General features: G+C 72.3%; 17 protein-coding genes. 8 read left to right on the top strand and 9 right to left on the bottom strand.

Annotated elements, in window-relative coordinates:
- The first annotated feature begins 1 nt into the window (after position 1).
- On the top strand, positions 2-1,201 hold the full coding sequence (locus tag OHA72_RS43375) for an FAD-dependent monooxygenase (RefSeq protein WP_327001925.1): 1,200 nt from the start codon (positions 2-4) through the stop codon (positions 1,199-1,201).
- Positions 1,202-1,270: 69 nt separating this feature from the next.
- Complete coding sequence (locus tag OHA72_RS43380; RefSeq protein WP_327001926.1) at positions 1,271-1,414, top strand: hypothetical protein; 144 nt, start codon at positions 1,271-1,273, stop codon at positions 1,412-1,414.
- Between the two features lie 327 nt (positions 1,415-1,741).
- Here the strand turns inward: OHA72_RS43380 and OHA72_RS43385 are convergent, their stop codons facing one another.
- The gene (locus OHA72_RS43385) at positions 1,742-2,203 is read right to left on the bottom strand and encodes a hypothetical protein (protein ID WP_327001927.1); all 462 of its coding nucleotides are present in this window, start codon (positions 2,201-2,203) and stop codon (positions 1,742-1,744) included.
- 92 nt (positions 2,204-2,295) lie between these two features.
- Here OHA72_RS43385 and OHA72_RS43390 point away from each other — a divergent pair, with 92 nt between their 5' ends.
- Positions 2,296-2,871: an ArsR/SmtB family transcription factor gene (locus tag OHA72_RS43390; protein ID WP_327001928.1), complete on the top strand. Its 576-nt coding sequence runs from the start codon at positions 2,296-2,298 to the stop codon at positions 2,869-2,871.
- On the top strand, positions 2,868-4,130 hold the full coding sequence (locus tag OHA72_RS43395) for an MFS transporter (protein WP_327001929.1): 1,263 nt from the start codon (positions 2,868-2,870) through the stop codon (positions 4,128-4,130). Before OHA72_RS43390 ends, OHA72_RS43395 begins: the two co-directional genes overlap by 4 nt.
- Here OHA72_RS43395 and OHA72_RS43400 read toward each other — a convergent pair.
- The 4 genes from OHA72_RS43400 to OHA72_RS43415 all read right to left on the bottom strand — a co-directional run bounded on the left by OHA72_RS43400 (position 4,092) and on the right by OHA72_RS43415 (position 9,445).
- On the bottom strand, positions 4,092-6,026 hold the full coding sequence (locus OHA72_RS43400; protein WP_327001930.1) for an amylo-alpha-1,6-glucosidase: 1,935 nt from the start codon (positions 6,024-6,026) through the stop codon (positions 4,092-4,094). The genes OHA72_RS43395 and OHA72_RS43400 overlap by 39 nt on opposite strands.
- Positions 6,023-8,641 carry an MGH1-like glycoside hydrolase domain-containing protein gene (locus tag OHA72_RS43405; protein WP_327001931.1) on the bottom strand — a complete coding sequence of 873 codons (2,619 nt, stop codon included), beginning with the start codon at positions 8,639-8,641 and terminating at the stop codon, positions 6,023-6,025. Before OHA72_RS43405 ends, OHA72_RS43400 begins: the two co-directional genes overlap by 4 nt.
- Positions 8,642-8,705: 64 nt before the next feature.
- Positions 8,706-9,050, bottom strand: a complete 345-nt coding sequence (locus OHA72_RS43410; protein WP_327001932.1) for a VOC family protein — start codon at positions 9,048-9,050, stop codon at positions 8,706-8,708.
- On the bottom strand, positions 9,047-9,445 hold the full coding sequence (locus OHA72_RS43415; RefSeq protein ID WP_327001933.1) for a DUF6292 family protein: 399 nt from the start codon (positions 9,443-9,445) through the stop codon (positions 9,047-9,049). Before OHA72_RS43415 ends, OHA72_RS43410 begins: the two co-directional genes overlap by 4 nt.
- 121 nt (positions 9,446-9,566) lie before the next feature.
- On the opposite strand from OHA72_RS43415, the gene OHA72_RS43420 reads away from it, so the two are divergent.
- The 3 genes from OHA72_RS43420 (at position 9,567) to OHA72_RS43430 (ending at position 12,615) form a co-directional block, all read left to right on the top strand.
- Positions 9,567-10,691, top strand: a complete 1,125-nt coding sequence (locus OHA72_RS43420; RefSeq protein ID WP_327001934.1) for a glycoside hydrolase family 19 protein — start codon at positions 9,567-9,569, stop codon at positions 10,689-10,691.
- A 60-nt stretch (positions 10,692-10,751) separates the two neighbouring features.
- Positions 10,752-11,252, top strand: a complete 501-nt coding sequence (locus OHA72_RS43425; protein ID WP_327001935.1) for a GNAT family N-acetyltransferase — start codon at positions 10,752-10,754, stop codon at positions 11,250-11,252.
- 67 nt (positions 11,253-11,319) lie between these two features.
- On the top strand, positions 11,320-12,615 hold the full coding sequence (locus tag OHA72_RS43430; protein ID WP_327001936.1) for an EAL and HDOD domain-containing protein: 1,296 nt from the start codon (positions 11,320-11,322) through the stop codon (positions 12,613-12,615).
- Here OHA72_RS43430 and OHA72_RS43435 read toward each other — a convergent pair.
- The 4 genes from OHA72_RS43435 to OHA72_RS43450 all read right to left on the bottom strand — a co-directional run bounded on the left by OHA72_RS43435 (position 12,609) and on the right by OHA72_RS43450 (position 16,834).
- Positions 12,609-14,009: an alpha,alpha-trehalose-phosphate synthase (UDP-forming) gene (locus OHA72_RS43435; protein WP_327001937.1), complete on the bottom strand. Its 1,401-nt coding sequence runs from the start codon at positions 14,007-14,009 to the stop codon at positions 12,609-12,611. The genes OHA72_RS43430 and OHA72_RS43435 overlap by 7 nt on opposite strands.
- A 65-nt stretch (positions 14,010-14,074) precedes the next feature.
- Entirely contained in the window at positions 14,075-14,713 is a 639-nt protein-coding gene (locus OHA72_RS43440; RefSeq protein WP_327001938.1) for a class I SAM-dependent DNA methyltransferase, read from the bottom strand.
- Positions 14,714-14,731: 18 nt separating this feature from the next.
- The gene (locus tag OHA72_RS43445; RefSeq protein ID WP_327001939.1) at positions 14,732-15,898 is read right to left on the bottom strand and encodes an AI-2E family transporter; all 1,167 of its coding nucleotides are present in this window, start codon (positions 15,896-15,898) and stop codon (positions 14,732-14,734) included.
- Between the two features lie 90 nt (positions 15,899-15,988).
- Positions 15,989-16,834: a GntR family transcriptional regulator gene (locus tag OHA72_RS43450; protein ID WP_327001940.1), complete on the bottom strand. Its 846-nt coding sequence runs from the start codon at positions 16,832-16,834 to the stop codon at positions 15,989-15,991.
- A 121-nt stretch (positions 16,835-16,955) separates the two neighbouring features.
- On the opposite strand from OHA72_RS43450, the gene OHA72_RS43455 reads away from it, so the two are divergent.
- On the top strand, positions 16,956-18,050 hold the full coding sequence (locus OHA72_RS43455) for a M20/M25/M40 family metallo-hydrolase (RefSeq protein WP_327001941.1): 1,095 nt from the start codon (positions 16,956-16,958) through the stop codon (positions 18,048-18,050).
- Positions 18,051-18,230 lie beyond the last annotated feature (180 nt).

Consider the following 18,230-nt stretch of genomic DNA (forward strand, 5'->3'; position numbering starts at 1 on the left):
CATGACCCTTCCGCCTGGACAACCCCAGGACATTCTGATCTCCGGTGCCGGTATCGCAGGCCCGGCCTTGGCCTACTGGCTGCACCGGCACGGACGCACCCCCACCGTGGTCGAGCGGGCCCCGGCCCTGCGTGACGGCGGGTACGCCGTGGACTTCCGCGGACCCGTCCACCTCGACCTCCTGGCGAGGATGGGCATCCGTGACGACGTGGAGCGCGCGCGGACGGGCACCGGGGACTCATGGTACGTCGACGCGCGGGGAAAGCGGCTGGCCCGCATGCCGGCTGAGCAGACCGGCGGCGACATCGAGGTCCTGCGCGGCGACCTGGTCCGCGTGCTGCACGAGGCGACCCGCAACGACACGGAGTACGTCTTCGGCGACTCGATCACCGCGCTGCAGGAGACAGCGGACGGGGTGCACGTGACGTTCGAGCATGCGGCACCCCGCACCTTCGACCTCGTGATCGGCGCCGACGGGCTGCACTCGCGGGTCCGCTCGCTGGCGTTCGGGCCGCAGCGGCCGTACCTGAACTACCTCGGCCTGCACTACGCCATCTTCACCACGCCCAACTACCTCGCGCTCGACCACAGCGGCCTGGTCTACGGCGAGCCCAAGCGCCTCGCCGTCGTCTACAGCGCCCGGGAGAACACCGAGGCCAGGGTGCTGCTGTACTTCGCCTCACCCCAGCTGTCCTACGATCGGGCCGACACCGAGCGGCACCGGGCCATCATCCGCGAGGCGTTCGCCGGGGCCGGCTGGGAGCTGCCCCGGCTGCTCGACCTGATGGCCACGGCACCGGACCTGTACCTCGACTCCGTCAGCACGATCAGGATGGACCGCTGGTCACGTGGCCGGATCGCCCTGCTCGGCGACGCCGGATACTCCCCGTCGTCGCTGTCGGGCATGGGCACCGGCCTCGCCGTCGTCGGGGCGTACGTGCTCGCGGGGGAACTCGCCACGGCCGGCGCCGACCACGCCGCGGCGTTCGCCCGGTACGAGCGCACCATGCGGTCCTATGTGGAGGGTTGCCAGAAGCTCGCCGGCTCGGCCAGGTTCATGGTGCCCGGCGGCCGCTTCACGGCCGGGCTCATGCGGCTGAACATGCGGATGATGCCGCACCTGCCGTGGCTGCGGGACCTGCCGGCGACGATGGCCCGCCGCACCGCCGGCGCCATCACGCTCCCGCGCTACGACACCTGATCCCTCGGCCGGCCGAGCCGACCCGATCGGTCCTGTCGCGCACAGGGCGCCCTCCGCTACGGTCCGGGGATGGTGAGCACCATTCTGTGGATCGGCGCGATCGGTGTCGCCCTGTGGATCGGCGGCGGCCTGATGAACGGCCGCAAGGTCATGTACCTGGGCATCGCGATGGTCGTCCTGGCGATCGCCCTGATCATCAGCGACAGCAACTGAACGGGCGCTCGCCGCTACCGGCGGGCGGGGGAACAGGGCGACGATGAGCGGCAGTGGCATCAGCGCGGTCATGGTGACTTCCGGGTGCACCGGGTGGTTGCCGGCGGCGGTGTTACCGCGCCGCCGATGTCGTGGCGGACCTGATTGAACGCGACTGGATCGAGGTCCGCGAGCCTCATGACGGAGTGTGGAACAACGCCGAACCCATGACGGCAGACCAGGTGGTGGCGATGCGGTCGTCATCCATGACGCGTCCATTGCCCGCAACACCGAATGAGTATTCACGGTCGCCAACGGCACCGGTCGAGACGAAGACCGCGTACGTCGCTACTGGGGAGCCAATTGCTGCGTGAGCCGCTCCAGACCGCTCCTGATCAGCCGGCCGTATTCGTCGTCGCCGAGCGCGCCGATCCCGGCCTGCGCCTGTTGGAGGTGCTCCCGAGCGCGGCGGCTGTCGCCGAGCCGGAGGTAGCACTCCGCCAGGTTCAGGTGCAGCGACGGATACAGACCTGCCACGGACAGCGGCACCCCGGCCTCGGCCACCCGATCGTCGGTCAGCAGGTGCGCCGCCGCCAGGGCACGCTGATCCCAGGTCAGTTCGTCGTGGACGTCGTCCTGCACGTCGGCCATCGAGTGCGCGAGCACGCAGACGTGCAGCGGGTCGCCCTGCTCGCCGCCGATCTCTGCCCAGATCTCGGCAAACACGCGGCGCGCGGCCTCGCGACGCCCTTGACCATGATGCAGTTGCACACCCTCGCCGATACGGGCCATCGTCGGATCGCTCACCATCGAAGGCTCCCTCCTGCCACAACGCCATCATGCAGCCGCACATTACACAAGAGATGATGCGCAAGAGTTCTTGCGCATGGCATGGTTGGGGCATGTCGAACCGGGATGTCACCCAGGTCCGCGATTCGCGGGTGCTCGCCGCCGCGTCGCATCCGTTGCGGCGGCGGCTGATGGACGTGCTCAAGGTCGAGGGGCCGGCGACCGCGAGCATCCTGGCCGCGCGCACCGAGCAGGCCGTCGCGAACGTCAGCCATCACCTGAAGGTGCTCGCGGGGGCCGGGCTGATCGTCGAGGTCCCGGAGCGCGCGCGGGACAAGCGGGAGCGGTGGTGGACGCTCGCATCGGCCGCGCTGCGCTGGTCCGAATCGGACTTCGCCGACGACCCGGTCGGGCAGGCGGTTGCCAGTGCCGCCGCGTCGATCAACCTGGACCGGCAGGTCGGGCTCGTGCGGGCGTGGCACGCGGCACCCGAGGAGCAGCGGGCGGTCTGGGACGACTCGGCGTTCTCCACCGACAAGTGGCTCTCGATGACCCCCGACGAGCTCGCCGCCTTCGAACGGGAGCTGCAAGGCCTCGTCGACCGGTGGGCCGCCCGGACGATTCCCGACGACGGCAACGAGCGCGCAACGGTGTTCTTCTTCGCCCACGGTGTCCCGGCGAAGCCATGACCGCCGCGGTGCACGGCGGCCCGCAGCCCGTCCGCGACGCCGGCCGGGCACGTGACTTCCGGCTGATGTGGGTCGGCCAGGCGACCAGCAACCTCGGCACCAGCGTGACCTCGGTGGCCTTGCCCCTGGTGGCGATCACCCTGCTGGACGCGACCGCGTTCCAGGTCGCCGCGCTCTCGGCCGCCACCTGGGTGCCGTGGCTGCTGATCGGGTTGCCGGCCGGGGCCTGGGTCGACCGGCTGCCGCCCAGGGCGCTGATGGTGTGTTGCGACGTCGTGTCGCTGGTGCTGTATCTGAGCGTGCCGCTGGCGGCCGCGGCGGGCGTGCTGTCCCTGGCGCACCTGTTCGCCGTCGCGTTCGGGGCCGGTGTGGCCGGGGTCTTCTTCAAGACCGCGTACCAGGTGTTCCTGCCCTGCCTGCTGCGTCCGGCCGACCTGCCTGCCGGCAACGCCCGGCTGCAGGGCACGGAGGCGATCACGCAGATCGGTGGGCCTGGACTGGCCGGCCTGATCGCAGGGGTGCTGGGCGCGGTGTGGGCGTTGCTGTTCGACGCGGCCACGTTCCTCGTTTCGGCCCTGTGCCTGGTGACGATCCGGCCCACAGGCCGGCGTCGTCGCGTTGCGGCGAGGGCACCGCTGCGGCGGCAGGTGGCCGACGGGATACGGTTCGTCGGACGGGACCCGTTCCTGCGGCTGTTCGCCTGGTACGGCGCGGTCAGCAACCTGGGACTGGTTGCCTACCAGTCGATCCTCGTGGTGTTCCTGGTCCACGACGTCGGTCTGGGACCGGCGGCGGTCGGTGCGGTCGTTGCGACGATGAGCCTGGGCGGCGCCATCGGGGCGTTCGTGGCGCCGATGGTGGGCCGGCGGTTCGGCACCGCGCGGGCCACCCTGGTGTGCCAGCTCGTGGCGATGCCGTCGGCGCTGCTCATCCCCCTGACGGGCCCGGGCCCGGGGCTGACGGCGGCCGTCGCCGGTGGGGTCCTGATCGGCACCGGCGTGGTCGCCGGAAACGTCATCAAAGGCAGCTGGCGGCAGGCGTACACGCCGCATCACCTGCTCGGACGGGTCGTTGCGAGCATGCACCTGCTCAACTTCGGGACCATGCCGCTGGGGGCACTGATCGGCGGCGCGCTGGCGACCTGGCTGGGCGTGCGCGCCGCCATCTGGTGCGCGGCGACGTGGCTGGCGTTGAGCTGCCTTCTCCTGCTGGCCGGCCCGCTACGCAGGCATCGCGATCTTCCCGACCGGCCGGGGTGAGCCGTGCACGGCGGCGCGGGCGCGGAGCAGTTCGGCGACCGACCAGGCCTGGAACGGGCAGCCGGTGGCGGCGTGCGGCGCGTCGCCGTCGGCGGTCTCCGACACCGAGCCCAGGCCCCATTCCCCCAGGTGCAGCTCCAGGCCGTCGAGCACTCCACCGACGTCGGCGCCGACCCGCTGGGCGGCGTCGACGAACGGGCCGATGAGCCACGGCCAGACGGTGCCCTGGTGGTAGGCGCGGTCCCGGTCCGCCGACCCGCCCTGGTGCCGGCCACGGTAGCCGGGCGAGCCGGGCGCGAGGGAGCGCGGGCCGAGCGAGGTGAGCAGCGCGCCGCGGCACGCCTCGACGATCCGCGGGTCGGCGGCCGGCACGTGCGGGAACGCCACGGCAAGGAGCTGGTTCGGCCGCACCGACGGGTCGTCGCCGCCGGGGCCGTCGACGACGTCGTACAGGCCGTAGCCGTCCGGGCGCGGGAAGCGGCGCGCGAACGACGTGGCGGCCCGCGACGCCGCGGCGTCCCAGTCGTTGCGGCGGCCGATGCGGTCGAACAGGGCCGCCGTCGCGGCGAGGCCCTCGATCCACAGGGCGTTGATCTCGACCGCCTTGCCCTGGCGTTCGGTGACCGGGTCGCCGCCGATGCGGGCGTCCATCCAGGTGAGGGCGAAGCCGGGCTTGCCCTGGGTGAGCAGGCCGTCGGCCGGGTCGGCGGCGATGCCGTAGCGGGTGCCGCGCTGATGGTGCTCGAGCACCGAGTGCATGCTGTCGGCGAGCGTGGCGACAGTGTCCAGGTCGCCGGTGAAGGCGGAGTACCGGTCGATCGCGTGCAGGAACCACAGCGCCGCGTCGGCGGTGTTGTACTCCAGGGTGCCGGTGTCGGCGGTGTTGGCGAGCATTCCCTCCGACACCGTCGCCCCGGCGCGCAGCAGGACCCGGCGGGCGTCGTCGTGCCGGTTGGTGGTGAGCAGCAGACCCTCGAAGGACGTCATCAGGTCGCGTGACCACTCCCCGAACCACGGGTAGCCGGCCACGGCCGACGGGCCCGTCGGGGTGTCGATGACGAACTGGTCGGCGGCGACCGCGAGCTGCCGGCCGACGTCGTCGGTCGAGCCGAAGACCCGGCCGAGCGAGCGCGCCCGGTCGCGGGCCGCGGCGACGAGATCGGTCGCGGCGGGCAGCACGCCGCCGAAGGGAGCCGCGGCGGCCGTGACACACGCCGTGTCGCCGGGCGACAGCGAGGCGGTGAACCAGCCTGCGGCCCAGAGGTCCTCGTCCGGGTTCAGCCCGCGGGCGGCCTCCTCGCGGGCGTGGACGCCGCGGTACCACTCTCCGCCTGGCTGCCAGTTCGGGCCGGTCACGCGGTAGGCGCCGTCGAACTCGAAGCCCTCGGCGACCGGGGTCACCCACGGCTCGCCGTCGCCGTGGCGTTCGCCGTGCGCGTCGCGCCAGGTGCACAGCGGAGTCAGTTCGAGCGTGACGGGGCGTGGGGCGCGCAGGACGCGGAACACGACCCCGACCGCGGACCGGCCGTGCGCCATCGCGATCTCCCGCTGCAGGACCACATCGCCGAGGTCCCAGCGCCAGCACGGCACGCCGTCCTCGAGGCGGAACTCCGCGAGGTGGACGTGCCCGACGGGGGCGACGGTGCCGCCGGCCCACTCGTCGGTGGCGAGCCGGAACAGGCGGTCGCCGGCTCGCACGACGGGGTCGAGGGCGGCCAGGCCGAGCATGCGGGAGCTCCCGCCGGGCGCCGCGACCGCCAGCAGGCCGTGGTACCGGCGGGTGCGCAGGCCGGCCACGGTGCCCATGGCGTAGCCGCCGAGGCCGTCGGTCACCAGCCATTCACGGGTGGAGGACTGGGCGAGGTCGCCGCACACCTGGCGGCCGAAGGTGATCACCGGCGGGCTCCCGTCGGGCGGGCGACCATCTCGGCGAGCAGACCGGTCCAGCCGGTCTGGTGCGTCGCCCCGAGACCGGCGCCGTTGTCGGCGTGGAAGTACTCGTAGAACAGCAGGTTGTCGCGCCAGTTCGGGTCGTGCTGCAGGCGGTCGACCCAGCCGAAGGCCGGTCGCCGGCCGTCGGGGCCACGCCGGTACAAGGAGAGCATCCGCTGCCGGAGATCCTCGGCGATCTCCCCCGCGGTGCACTGCCGCCCGGACCCGGTCGGATACTCGATCTTCACCGAGTCGCCGAGGTTGGCGTGGTAGTCCTCCAGGGTGCGCATCACCAGGTAGTTCAGCGGGATCCACATGGGGCCGCGCCAGTTGGAGTTGCCGCCGAACATGCCCGTGGTGGACTCGGCGGGCTCGTAGCTGACGCTCGCGGTCCAGCCCGGCAGCTCCACGCTGAACGGGTTCGTGGCGTGCCACCGGGACAGGGCGCGCAGCCCATACGGCGACAGGAAGCTCTCCTCGTCGAACAGATGCGGCAGGATGCGGCGGGCCCGGCCGTGCGCGGCCACCCCGACGGCCACGAGGCCGGTGTCGCCGTCCTCGCTGAGCACCTGGTGCGACGGCATCTCCGCGAGACCCTTGGACAGCCGCCGTACCCGCGCGAAGTCCTCCTGCCGCAGCGCCTTCGTGGCGAACAGCGGGATGACGCCGACCATGGAGCGGACCCGCAGCGGGGTGCTGGTGCCGTCGGGGGCGCGCAGCACGTCGTAGTAGAAGCCGTCCTCCTCGTTCCACAGGTCGTTGGTGCGCATCGCCTCGGAGATGAGGGCGAAGTGCTCCAGGAACTTCACGACCAGGTCGTCCAGCGCCGGGTTGTGCAGGGCCAGCTCGCGCGCCATCTCGAGGAGGTTCAGGCAGTAGAACGCCATCCAGGCCGTCGCGTCGGACTGCTCCAGCCGGTACCCCGGGGGCAGGTGCGACCGGTCGATCGGGCCGATGTTGTCCAGGCCGAGGAAGCCGCCCTCGAACAGGTTCCTGCCAGCGGCGTCCTCGCGGTTGACCCACCAGGTGAAGTTCAGCACCAACTTCGAGAAGACCCGGGTCAGGAACTGCAGGTCGCGCCGCCCGTCGATGTCGTAGACCTGCAGGGCGGCCCACGCCTGCACCGGCGGGTTGAGGTCCTCGAACGCCCACTCGTAGGCGGGGATCGCGCCGTTGGGATGCTGGAACCATTCGCGGCACAGCAGCACCAGCTGATACTTCGCGAAGGCCGGGTCGAGGTGGGCGAGCGCGACGGCGTGGAAGGCGGAGTCCCACGCGGCGAACCACGGGTATTCCCACGGGTCGGGCATCGACATGATGTCGGAGGCGTCCAGGTGCCGCCAGCCGGCGTTGCGGCCGACCTGCCGGCCGGGCGGCGGCGGTGGCTGCGCCGGGTCGCCGTTGAGCCACTTGGCGACGTCGTAGTTGTAGAACTGCTTGCCCCAGATCATGCCGGCGAAGCCCTGCCGCATGATCATGGCGTCCTCGTCGCTGGTCCCGGCCGGCGTCAGGTCCGCGTAGAACGCGTCGGCCTCGGTCCGCCGCTGCTCAAGCACCCGCTCGAACGCGGGCCCGAAGGCGGCCGGGTCCGCGGACGGCGCCAGCCGCAGCGACAGCGATACGGTCTCGCCGGGCTGGACCGTCACCTGGTACCAGAACGCCGCCTTGGTGCCCTCCCGCGCCGGGTTGACCGTGCCGGCGCCGTGCACCACGTGGTCGTTGATGCCGTCCTTCGGAAACGGCGTGCCGGACGCGGCGCCGAAGAGCCGCTGCGCGTTGGTCTCGTTCTCGCAGTACACCTGCCGCGGCATCGCGCCGTCCGGCCCGGGCGCGGCCTGCAGCACCATCGGGCCGAGCGCCTCGTGCTCCACGCCGATCGCGGCGTCGCCGGCGGCGGCCAGCCGGGGCCGCGCACCACCGTCAGGCGACCACGACCACGTGTTGCGGAACCAGACGGTCGGCAGCACGTGCAGGGTCTCCGGGTCCGGTCCGGGGTTGGTGATCCGGACCCGGATGCGCAGGTCGTCCGGGTCCGCCTTGGCGTAGTCGGCCTCGACGATCCAGTACCGGTCCTCGTCGAACGCGCCGGTGTCCAGCAGCTCGAACTCCGGCTCCTCCCGCGACCGGCGCCGGTTCTCGCTCGCCAGCTGCTCGTACGGGAACGCCCGCTGCGGGTAGTGGTATCGCCAGCGCAGCCAGGCGTGGCTGGGCACGGCGTCGAGGTACCACCAGTACTCCTTGGCGTCCTCGCCGTGGTTGCCCTCGTTGCCGGTGAGGCCGAAGATGCGTTCCTTGAGGATCGGGTCCCGGCCGTTCCACAGGCCGAGCCCGAAGCACAGCCGCTGCTCGGCGTCGCTGATGCCGGCCAGGCCGTCCTCGCTCCACCGGTACGCCCGGGACCGCGCGTGATCGTGCGGGAACGCCTCCCACGCCGTGCCGCCGCCGCTGTAGTCCTCCCGCACCGTTCCCCAGGCCCGTTCGCTGAGGTACGGGCCCCACCGGTACCAGGGACTGGCGTCGAGCAGCCCGTCCTCCGGCCGCCCGAAGGACGCGACCCGCTCCCGCTCCGCATTGCTCATGCCGCCAGCGGATCATCCCGCGGAGTGCCCGGGCCTCACCCCGGCGGCATGAGCGGGCGAAACCCTACTTCTTCCAGAAGAAGACCAGGTTGTAGCCGTCCGGGTCGGCCAGCTCGAACTCGATCATGCCGGCCTTCTTGGTGGGCTCGGTCGCGGGCTTCAGCCCGAGCGCCTGGACGCCCTCGTAGAACGCCTGGATGTCCTCGACCTTGATGTACAGGTAGGTGCCGGCGCCGCGGACGGGCACCTCCTCCTGCTGCGGCCGGAACGTGATCCAGAACCAGTTCACGTAGGCGGTGAGCTGGCCGGCGTCCCGCTTGAGCCGGAACCCGAGCGGCTCGTAGAACGCCGCCGTCGCGTCGAGGTCCTTGACGTAGCACACCACGCCCGAGATGCTGCTCATCTTCATCGTCCCGCTCCTGTCGCACCGTTGGAACCTTCTCCACCGTGTCTGACGTACCGGGGCCCCAGGATGTGACGAGTGGGTGGCACCTCGTCGGGCACCTCGGGGAGCGGTGCACCCGATCGCGCGGCCAGCAGCGCCGTCACCACCTCGTCGGGGGTTGCGGCCAGGGGCACCGGCAGCAGCCAGTGGTAGCCGCCCTTGCCGTTGGCGTAGAAGACGCCGAGACGCCAACCCAGTTGGTCGTCCCAGAACAGCGTCAATGCCTGATGGCCGGCGAACACACCGGCCGACGACCGCGCGACGCGGATCGTCGGTGTTGCAACGTCATGGTGTTCGACGCCGATGCCGGCGGTCTCGATCGCTGCCACGACCGCCTCGACGTACGGACCGTGGGCCACCGTCGCCCCTCTCGGACTTAAAGGAAAGACTCTTTACAGTTTCCTTTTTTTGCGATATGAAACAAGTCACACAGAGACCAGGGTCCATGTCCCGCCTCTCCCTCACCCCAGGAGCTCCATCATGGACAGAACACGATCGGCGCGCCTGCGCCGGGTCCTCGTCGCGGCGGTCGCCGTCGTCGTCGGCACCTTTGTCCTCATCCCGGGCTCCGCCGCCGCGGCGGGCACCGGCACGATCACCGGATACGGCGGGAAGTGTGTCGACGTCTCCGGCGCCGGCACCGCGAACGGCACCAAGGTACAGCTGTGGACGTGCAACGGCACCGCCGCGCAGAACTGGACCGTGGGCACCGACGGCACGATCCGGGCCCTCGGCAAGTGCCTCGACGTCTCCGCCGGCTCGACGGCCGACGGAGCCAAGGTCCAGCTCTGGGACTGCAACGGCACCGGCGCCCAGCAGTGGGTCGCCAACGCCGCCCGCGACATCGTCAACCCTCAGGCCAACAAGTGCCTCGACGCCACCGGTGTGAGCTCGGCCGACGGCACGGCACTGCAGATCTGGACCTGCGGCGGCGGCGCCAACCAGAAGTGGACGGTCCCGGGCGGTGGCACCGGCGGTGGCGGCGGGGGCGGCTTCGTGGTCAGCGAGGCGCAGTTCAACCAGATGTTCCCGAACCGGAACTCGTTCTACACCTACGCCGGGCTGACCGACGCCATGAAGAAATACCCCGCGTTCGCCACCACCGGCAGCGACACCGTCAAACGCCAGGAGGCCGCCGCGTTCCTGGCCAACGTCAGCCACGAGACCGGCGGGCTGGTGTACATCAACGAGATCAACACCGCCAACTACCCGCACTACTGCGACACCAGCCAGCCCTACGGCTGCCCCGCCGGGCAGGCCGCGTACTACGGCCGCGGCCCGATCCAGCTGAGCTGGAACTTCAACTACAAGGCCGCGGGCGACGCGCTCGGCGTCAACCTGCTCAACAACCCGAACCTCGTGGCGACCAACTCGTCGATCTCGTGGCAGACCGGCCTGTGGTACTGGATGACCGGCACCGGCGGCGCCGGCACCACCTCGCACAACGCGATGGTGAACAGCCAGGGCTTCGGCGTCACGATCCGCGCGATCAACAGCATCGAGTGCAACGGCGCCAACCCCGCCCAGGTGCAGAGCCGCGTGAACAGCTACAACCAGTTCGTCGGGCTCCTGGGCGTTCCCGCGGGCGGCAACCTGTACTGCTGACAAGAGGGGCCCGCTACCGTGTCCGACGGAGCGGGCCCCAACGATGTGACGAGGTGCGGCGTGGACCCGGCGACGATCACCACCGGGCGGCTGGTGCTGACGCCGCTGCGCGCCTCCGACGCCGACGCGATGGCCGGCGTGCTGCGCGACGAGGCCCTGCACGAGTTCACCGGCGGCGCCCCGCTCGGCCTCATCGAGCTGCGCCGCCGGTACGAGCGGCTCGAGGCCGGCTCGGGCGACCCCGACGAGTGCTGGCTGAACTGGATCGTGCGCCGCGAAGCGGACGGGGAGCCGATCGGCACGGTGCAGGCGACCGTGACCCGCCTCGACGGCGGCTGGACCGCCGAGATCGCCTGGATCATCGGCGTGCCGTGGCAGGGGCGGGGCTACGCCGGGGAGGCCGCGACGGGCCTCGTCCGCTGGCTGCGCGAGCAGGGGGTGCCGGTCGTCACCGCCAACATCCATCCGGATCATCACGCCTCGGCCGGGGTCGCGGCGCGGGCCGGGCTCACCGCGACGGCCGACCTCAACGACGGCGAGCGGGTCTGGCGCACCGAATGAGTGGTACAGCCGGTCCGTATTCCTCCGTTTTGCGGTAATCGGGGGATTTTCGGGCGATCATGACGAGGTGAGCCAGGAAACGGGAGGGCCTGACGGCGATCACGTGGTCCACGTCGGGCGGCAGCCGATCTACGATCGCGACGGGGCGGTGGTCGCGCACGAGTTGCTGTTCAGGGCCGGAGCGACCGCCTCGACCGCCTCCCGCCGCGACGCGCACGCCACCGCCAGGGTGCTGGTCGCCGCGTTCACCGAGTTCGGGCTGGACGAGGTCGCCGGCGGCCGGGTCTGCTTCATCAACCTGACCCGGGACTTCCTCATCGGGCAACTGCCGCTGCCGTTCGACTGCAGCCAGGCGGTCCTGGAGGTGCTGGAGACGACGGACGTGGACGAGGAGGTCCTGGCCGGCGTCACCGCGCTGCACGAGCAGGGGTACACCATCGCCCTGGACGACTTCGTGTTCGGCACCAGCCACGAGCGGCTGCTCGACGTCGCCACGTACGTGAAGATCGACATGCTGGACGCGGACGAGGCCGCCATCCGCGCGACCGTCGTCAACTGCCGGTTGTACAGCCACCTGCAGCTCATCGCCGAACGCCTGGAGACGCCGCAGGCGCTCGACCTGGCGATGTCGCTCGGCTTCGAGTTCTTCCAGGGGCACGTCCTGGGCCGCCCGCACGTCAGTTCGACCGTTGCGCTCGCCCCGTCGCGGCTGACCCGGCTGCGGATCATGGCCGCGCTCAGCGGCGACGACGTCGACATCGACGAGCTCATCGAGCTCGTGGGGCAGGACGCCGGGCTGAGCCTGCGGCTGCTGCGGGCCACGAACGCGGCGTCGTTCGGCCTCAACCGGACCGTTTCGTCGATCCGCGACGCGGTCGTGGCGCTCGGCCTGGCCCGCCTGCGCCAGTGGGTGACGCTCATGCTGGTCGCGGACATCACCGAGGCAGACCCGGAGCAGCTCAGCCGGCTGCTGATCCGGGCCCGATGCTGCCAGCTGCTGGCCGAGGCCGCCGGCCTGCCCGGCGAGCCTGCGTACATCGGCGGGCTGCTGTCGGCCGTCGCGGACCTGTTCGACGAGCCGGCCGACCGCATCCTCAACGGCGTACCGCTGGACAAGACGCTCACGGACGCGCTGGTCACCGGCAACGGCCCGCTCGGGCAGGTGCTCGCCGCGGTCCGCGCATACACCGCGCCGGGTGTCGTGCCGGACCCGGACGTGCCGCCGCCCGCGCCGGCCACGGACGACCCGGCGGCGCTCGCGTCGCTGTACCTGACGGCCGTGCGATGGGCGAACGCGACGCTGAGCGAGCTGTCCGGTGAACTGCGCCACCGCGAACCGGACCGGGTCGCCCAGGGTCAGTGACCTTCACCGGCGCCGGCCAGCGCGTCGAGGAACTGCCGCGCCCAGCGGTCGACGTCGTGCGCCTGGACGCGGGCGCGCATCCGCCGCATCCGCACCGTGCGGTCATCGGGCGGGGCCTCGAGGGCGGCGACGATCGCGCGCTTGAGGTCCTCGACGTCGTGCGGGTTGACCAGGAACGCGTCGTCGAGCTCGGCGGCGGCGCCGGTGAACTCGCTGAGCACCAGCGCGCCGAGTTCGTCGCGGCGGGCCGCGACGAACTCCTTCGCCACGAGGTTCATGCCGTCGCGCAGCGGGGTGACGAGCATGACGTCGGTGGCCAGGTACAGCGCGACCAGTTCCTCGGGTGAGCGCGACTGGAACAGGTAGTGCACGGGGACCCGGCCCACGGCGCCGAACTCGCCGTTGATCCGGCCGACCTCGCGTTCGACCCGCTCCCGCAGCTGCTGGTACTGCGCGACGCGCATCCGGCTGGGGGTCGCGACCTGCACGAGGACGACCTCGTCGTTGGACACCACGCCCTCGGCGAGCAGCTCGCCGAACGCCTCGACGCGCTGCTCGATGCCCTTGGTGTAGTCGAGCCGGTCCACACCGAGCAGGAGCCGCCGGTCGCCGCCCAGCTCGGCCTGCAGCCGGTCCGCCTCCTGCCGCACTGCGGGGTCGGCGGCGATCCGGTCGATCTCGGCCACGTCGATCGAGATCGGGAACGCCTGCGCGACGACGGTGCGTCCCTCGTACCCGACCCGGTCGTCGTGCGGTTGCAGGCCCAGGAGGCTGTCGGTGAGCTGGAGGAAGTTCTGTGCGGCGTGGGGTCGCTGGAAGCCGACCAGATCGGCGCCGAGCAGTCCGCGCAGCAGCTCCGCGCGCCGGGGCAGCTGCATGAACAGCTCGACCGGCGGAAACGGGATGTGCAGGAAGAAGCCGATGCGCAGGTCCGGCCGCATTGCCCGCAGCATCGCCGGTACCAGCAGCAGCTGGTAGTCGTGGACCCACACGGTGGCACCGTCGGCGGCGACCTCGGCGGCGGCCTCGGCGAAGCGGCGGTTCACCGAGTCGTACGCCTGCCGCCACTCGCGCCGGTGCACCGGCGGCTCGACCAGGTCGTGGAAGAGCGGCCACACGGTCGAGTTGGACTGGCCCTCGTAGTACCGGTCGACGTCCTCGGCGCTCAGCGGCACGGGTCGCAGCTGGATCCCGTCTGCCTCTTCCGGGCCGGTGCCGTCGTCGGGAGCACCGGTCCAGCCCACCCATGCGCCGCCGGAGCTGCGCACGATCGGTTCGAGTGCGCTGACCAGCCCGCCGGGGCTGCGGGTCCAGTGCTGCTCGCCGTCCTCGCCGATCGTGCGGTCCACCGGCAGCCGGTTGGCCACCACGACGAACTCGTACCCGTCAGCCATCAGGAGGTCTCCACACCCTCCGGATTACCTCACCCGGCGCGCGGGAAACCGCATCCGGGGAAGAATCACGCGGGTCGGCGCGCGAACACGATCGCTCCGGGCACCTCGTCGTCAGGGTCGAGCAGCAGCTGCGCCTCGACGGTCAGGCCCGCGTCGCGCAGCCAGGCCGCGACCCGTTCGGGGCGGCGACGGTGGACGTGGACCCGCATCGGGTGCCCGCCGTACCCCTGCGTCTTGAGCCGCGACACGTCGCCGACGTGGAAGCCGACCAGCAGCGGCGCGCCCGGGCGCAGCACCCGCCGGAAGCCGTCGAACACGGCCGGGATGTCGCCGTCCGGGACGTGGATCAGCGACCAGAACGCGAGCAGCCCCGCGGCGGAGGCGTCCGGCAGGTCCAGGTCGGTCATGGAGCCCACCTCGAAGCGGATGCCGGGGTGCTCGCGCCGGGCGATGTCGATCATCGCCGGGGACAGGTCGATGCCGAACGCGTCGACGCCCAGCCCGCGCAGGTGCGCGGTGACCTGCCCCGGCCCGCAGCCGACGTCCGCGACCGGCCCGTCGCCGCCGACCAGGTCGGCGAACAGCGCCAGGCCGGCCCGCAGGTACGGCAGGCCGGTCAGCGAGTCCCGCACGAAGTCGGCGTAGCTCTCCGCGACGGTGTCGTAGGAGGTCCGGGTGTCTGCCAGCCAGTCGTCCGCGCCCATGGTCGGACACCGTAGCGCTCAGCCGCCCGCCTTGGCCGCTGCATGCTCGGGCGTGTCCTCGGCGGCCGGCCGCCCGGCGTCGGGCTGCTCGGCGTCGGGCTGCCCGGCGTCGGGGTGCCCGGCGTCGGGCTCGTCGCGGCGCCGCAGCACGGTGCGGGTCACCTGGTACGCCACCGCGGTCACGGGGACGGAGACCATGGCGCCGGCGACGCCGCCGGTGAGGGCGCCCGCGGTCACCGCGACCAGCACCACGGCCGGGTGCAGCCGCAGCGCCCTGCCCATGATGAGCGGCTCCAGGACGTTGCCCTCGACCTGCTGCACGATGATGACGGCGGCGAGGACGAGCAGCGCGTCGATCGGGCCGCCGGCGGCGAGGGCGACCAGGGTGGCGACCACCCCGGCGACGGTGGCGCCGAGGACGGGCACGAACGCGGCCACGAACGTCAGCAGCGTCAGCGGCAGCGCGAGGGGCACGCCGATCACCAGCAGCGCCGCGCCGATGCCGACGGCGTCGATGGCGGCGACCGCGACGGTGCCGCGGGCGTAGCGGGCCAGGGCGCGCCAGCCGTTGCCGGCGGCCTCGCTCCACCGGTCGCGGCTGTGCGCCGGCAGCAGCCCCCGCGACCAGGTCACGATCGCCGGGCCGTCCTTCAGCAGGAAGAACACCAGGACCAGCGACAGCAGCGCGGCGCCGAACGCCTCGACGGCGCCCATCGCGTACGCCGCCGCATTGGGCGCGACGGCCTTGCGGACCTTCTCCCCCGCCTGGTCGACGGCCGTGTCGAGCTGCCGGTCGCTGACGCCGAACGCCCCGCCCAGCCAGTCGCGGGTCCGCTCCCAGCCCTGTCCGAGCTGGCCGGGCAGCTCACCGGCCTGCTGGGCGACGACCTGCCACATCAGCAGCACCGGCACGACCACCACCACCAGCAGCACGAACACGCCGGCGAGCGCGCCGACCGACCTGGGCGCGCCGAGGCGGCACACCAGCGCGGTCACCGGCTGCAGCAGCGCGGTGAGCAGCAGGCCGATGATCACCGCCAGGGTCAGCGGCGCCACCAGCACCGCGAGGCGCAGCAGCAGGTACACCGCGGCGGCGATCACCAGGGCGCAGCCCGCGCTCGCGGCGGCGTACCGCAGCGGCCAGGGCAGCGCCCGCCATACTCCCGTGCCTCGATCCGGCGTCATGCCGCGTCTGTACCCGGACGGCTTCCGCGGCACACCACGCCGAAGATCACTCGCCGCGCCGCCCGCCACCCCGTTCCCATCCGGCGGAAGCTACGACGACGTCCGCCTCGCCCTCGGCGCCGCGGAGACCGGCGAGCTGTCCGCCCCGGCGGCCTCCTGGCCGGCGGGCTCGTCCGGCCAGTGCCGCTCGAACACGATCTTGTGGCGGTCGCCGGGCAGGACGTTCACGGCGCACTGCACCGGCTGCTCCGCGACGGTGTAGCCGGTGTCGTAGTGCACCGCGACGGGGGTGCCGGGGCCCAGGTCGAGGCGGTGGATCTCGCCGGGCGTCGGCATGCGCACGAAGATCTCGTCGATGGCGTGGGCCTGCCGGTACCCCAGCTCGGCGAGGACCTGATCGGTGCCGCGCGGCAGGTACGCCGGCAGCATGATCTCGGAGTCCTTGACCAGGTCGATCGGGAAGTGGGAGTCGTTGATGTTGATCGGCTCGCCGTTGATCGACCGGATCCGGCGCCGGGCGACCAGCGTCGCGCCGGCTTCCAGCTGCAGCCGCTGCGCGAGGTCGGGGGTCGCCTCGATCAGCGCCACCTCGATGACATGGTGCGGGGTGCGGCCCTCCGCGACGATCTGCTGCGAGAAGCGGTCCATCTGCGGCGTGGCCGGCTGCGGGCGCGACTTCTGCTGCGGCCGGTAGATCATGTGCTCGCGCTGCCGGACGAAGTAGCCGTGAGGGCGCCGGGCCACGATCAGCCCTTCGGTGACGAGCACCCCGAGGCCGGCACGCACGGTCTGGCGCACCACCCCGAACCGGTCGGCGATCTCGTGCTCCGTCGGCAGCCGGTCCCCGGCCTGCAGCCCGCCGGAGAGGATCTCGTTGCGGAACGTGGCCGCGATGCGCTGGTAGGCCGCTGCCGCGGCGCCTCCCGGTGCTGCCACGACGCGCCACCTTCCCGTCGAGGTCTTGACACCGGCCCGTCGCCGGCCACAGCATCATACCGACCACACAGATTGTCTAGTCAATCTAGACGATGTCGTCTCCGGGAAGCGAGCCGACCGCATGTCACTCCCCCAGCTGCGGGCCCGCCGCGGCCGCATGACCGACGACCTCGCCGCGCTCGTCGCCGTCGAGTCCCCGTCCGCCGACGACACCGCCACGGCGGCCGGCGCGGACGCGGTGACCGCGCTCGGCACCGCCCTGATCGGCACGGCGCCCGAGCGCTCCGGCAACCACCTCCTGTGGCGGCACGGCCCGACAAGGGTGCTGCTGCTCGGCCACCACGACACGGTCTGGCCGGTCGGCACCCTGGCCCGCTGGCCGTTCAGCGTCACCGGCGACACCGCCACCGGCCCCGGCTGCTTCGACATGAAGGCCGGCCTCGTCCAGCTGTTCCACGCCCTGTCGGTCCTGCCGTCCCTCGACGGCGTCACCGTGCTCGTCAACGCCGACGAGGAGATCGGCTCGCCCGTGTCCCGCACCCTCATCGCAGACGCCGCCCGGGGCGCGGCGGCGGCGCTGGTCTGCGAGCCGAGCCTCGACGGCGCGCTGAAGACCGCCCGCAAGGGCATCGCCCGCTACCGCCTGGAGGTCACCGGCCGCGCCGCGCACACCGGCCTGGACCCGGCCCGCGGCGTCAACGCCGGCGTGGAGCTGGCACACCAGACCATCGCCGTGGCCGGCCTCGGCCACGGCGACACCACCGTCACCCCGACCGTCATGCAGGCCGGCACCACCGAGAACACCGTGCCCGCCGCGGCCAGCCTCGCCGTGGACGTGCGCGCGTTCCACGACACCGAGTTCGACCGCGTCGAGCGCGCCATCCACGCCCTGCGGCCGGTCGTGCCCGGAAGCCACCTGACGGTCCGCGGCCACCGGCAACGACCCGCGCTGCCGGCATCCGCCTCGACCGGGCTGTTCCGCCTGGCCTGCGACGTCGCCGCCGACCTCGGCCTGCCCGCCCTCACCGGCGCGGCCGTCGGCGGCGCCTCCGACGGCAACCTCACCGCCGGCCTGGGCGTGCCCACCCTCGACGGCCTCGGCCCCGTCGGCGGCAACGCCCACGCCGACGGCGAATGGGTCGACCTCGCCGCGATGGGCGACCGCGCCGCCCTGCTCGCCGCGCTCGTCACCCGGCTCCTCGCCCGCCCCGCCTGACCCGCGGCGGTCCCACCAGACGCGCCACACGCCCGCGCCGCCGAGGCCGACGGCCATGCCGTTCAGCGCGCCCGCGAAGCTCGTTCCCGTTCGGCAAGAACGTGTCGAGCAGGTCGAAGAGGACGCCGATGACCTGAGCCTCCTCTTCCACAGCCGTCGGCGTACCCGCCGCTGCACGCC

Origin of the sequence: Dactylosporangium sp. NBC_01737, assembly GCF_035963215.1 — a bacterium.
GTDB lineage: Bacteria > Actinomycetota > Actinomycetes > Mycobacteriales > Micromonosporaceae > Dactylosporangium.

Coding starts and splice junctions, on each gene's coding strand:
- OHA72_RS43375 (WP_327001925.1), top strand. CDS start 2: ATGACCCTTCCGCCTGGACAACCCCAGGACATTCTGATCTCCGGTGCC.
- OHA72_RS43380 (WP_327001926.1), top strand. CDS start 1,271: ATGGTGAGCACCATTCTGTGGATCGGCGCGATCGGTGTCGCCCTGTGG.
- OHA72_RS43385 (WP_327001927.1), bottom strand. CDS start 2,203: ATGGTGAGCGATCCGACGATGGCCCGTATCGGCGAGGGTGTGCAACTG.
- OHA72_RS43390 (WP_327001928.1), top strand. CDS start 2,296: ATGTCGAACCGGGATGTCACCCAGGTCCGCGATTCGCGGGTGCTCGCC.
- OHA72_RS43395 (WP_327001929.1), top strand. CDS start 2,868: ATGACCGCCGCGGTGCACGGCGGCCCGCAGCCCGTCCGCGACGCCGGC.
- OHA72_RS43405 (WP_327001931.1), bottom strand. CDS start 8,641: ATGAGCAATGCGGAGCGGGAGCGGGTCGCGTCCTTCGGGCGGCCGGAG.
- OHA72_RS43410 (WP_327001932.1), bottom strand. CDS start 9,050: ATGAAGATGAGCAGCATCTCGGGCGTGGTGTGCTACGTCAAGGACCTC.
- OHA72_RS43420 (WP_327001934.1), top strand. CDS start 9,567: ATGGACAGAACACGATCGGCGCGCCTGCGCCGGGTCCTCGTCGCGGCG.
- OHA72_RS43435 (WP_327001937.1), bottom strand. CDS start 14,009: ATGGCTGACGGGTACGAGTTCGTCGTGGTGGCCAACCGGCTGCCGGTG.
- OHA72_RS43440 (WP_327001938.1), bottom strand. CDS start 14,713: ATGGGCGCGGACGACTGGCTGGCAGACACCCGGACCTCCTACGACACC.
- OHA72_RS43445 (WP_327001939.1), bottom strand. CDS start 15,898: ATGACGCCGGATCGAGGCACGGGAGTATGGCGGGCGCTGCCCTGGCCG.
- OHA72_RS43455 (WP_327001941.1), top strand. CDS start 16,956: ATGTCACTCCCCCAGCTGCGGGCCCGCCGCGGCCGCATGACCGACGAC.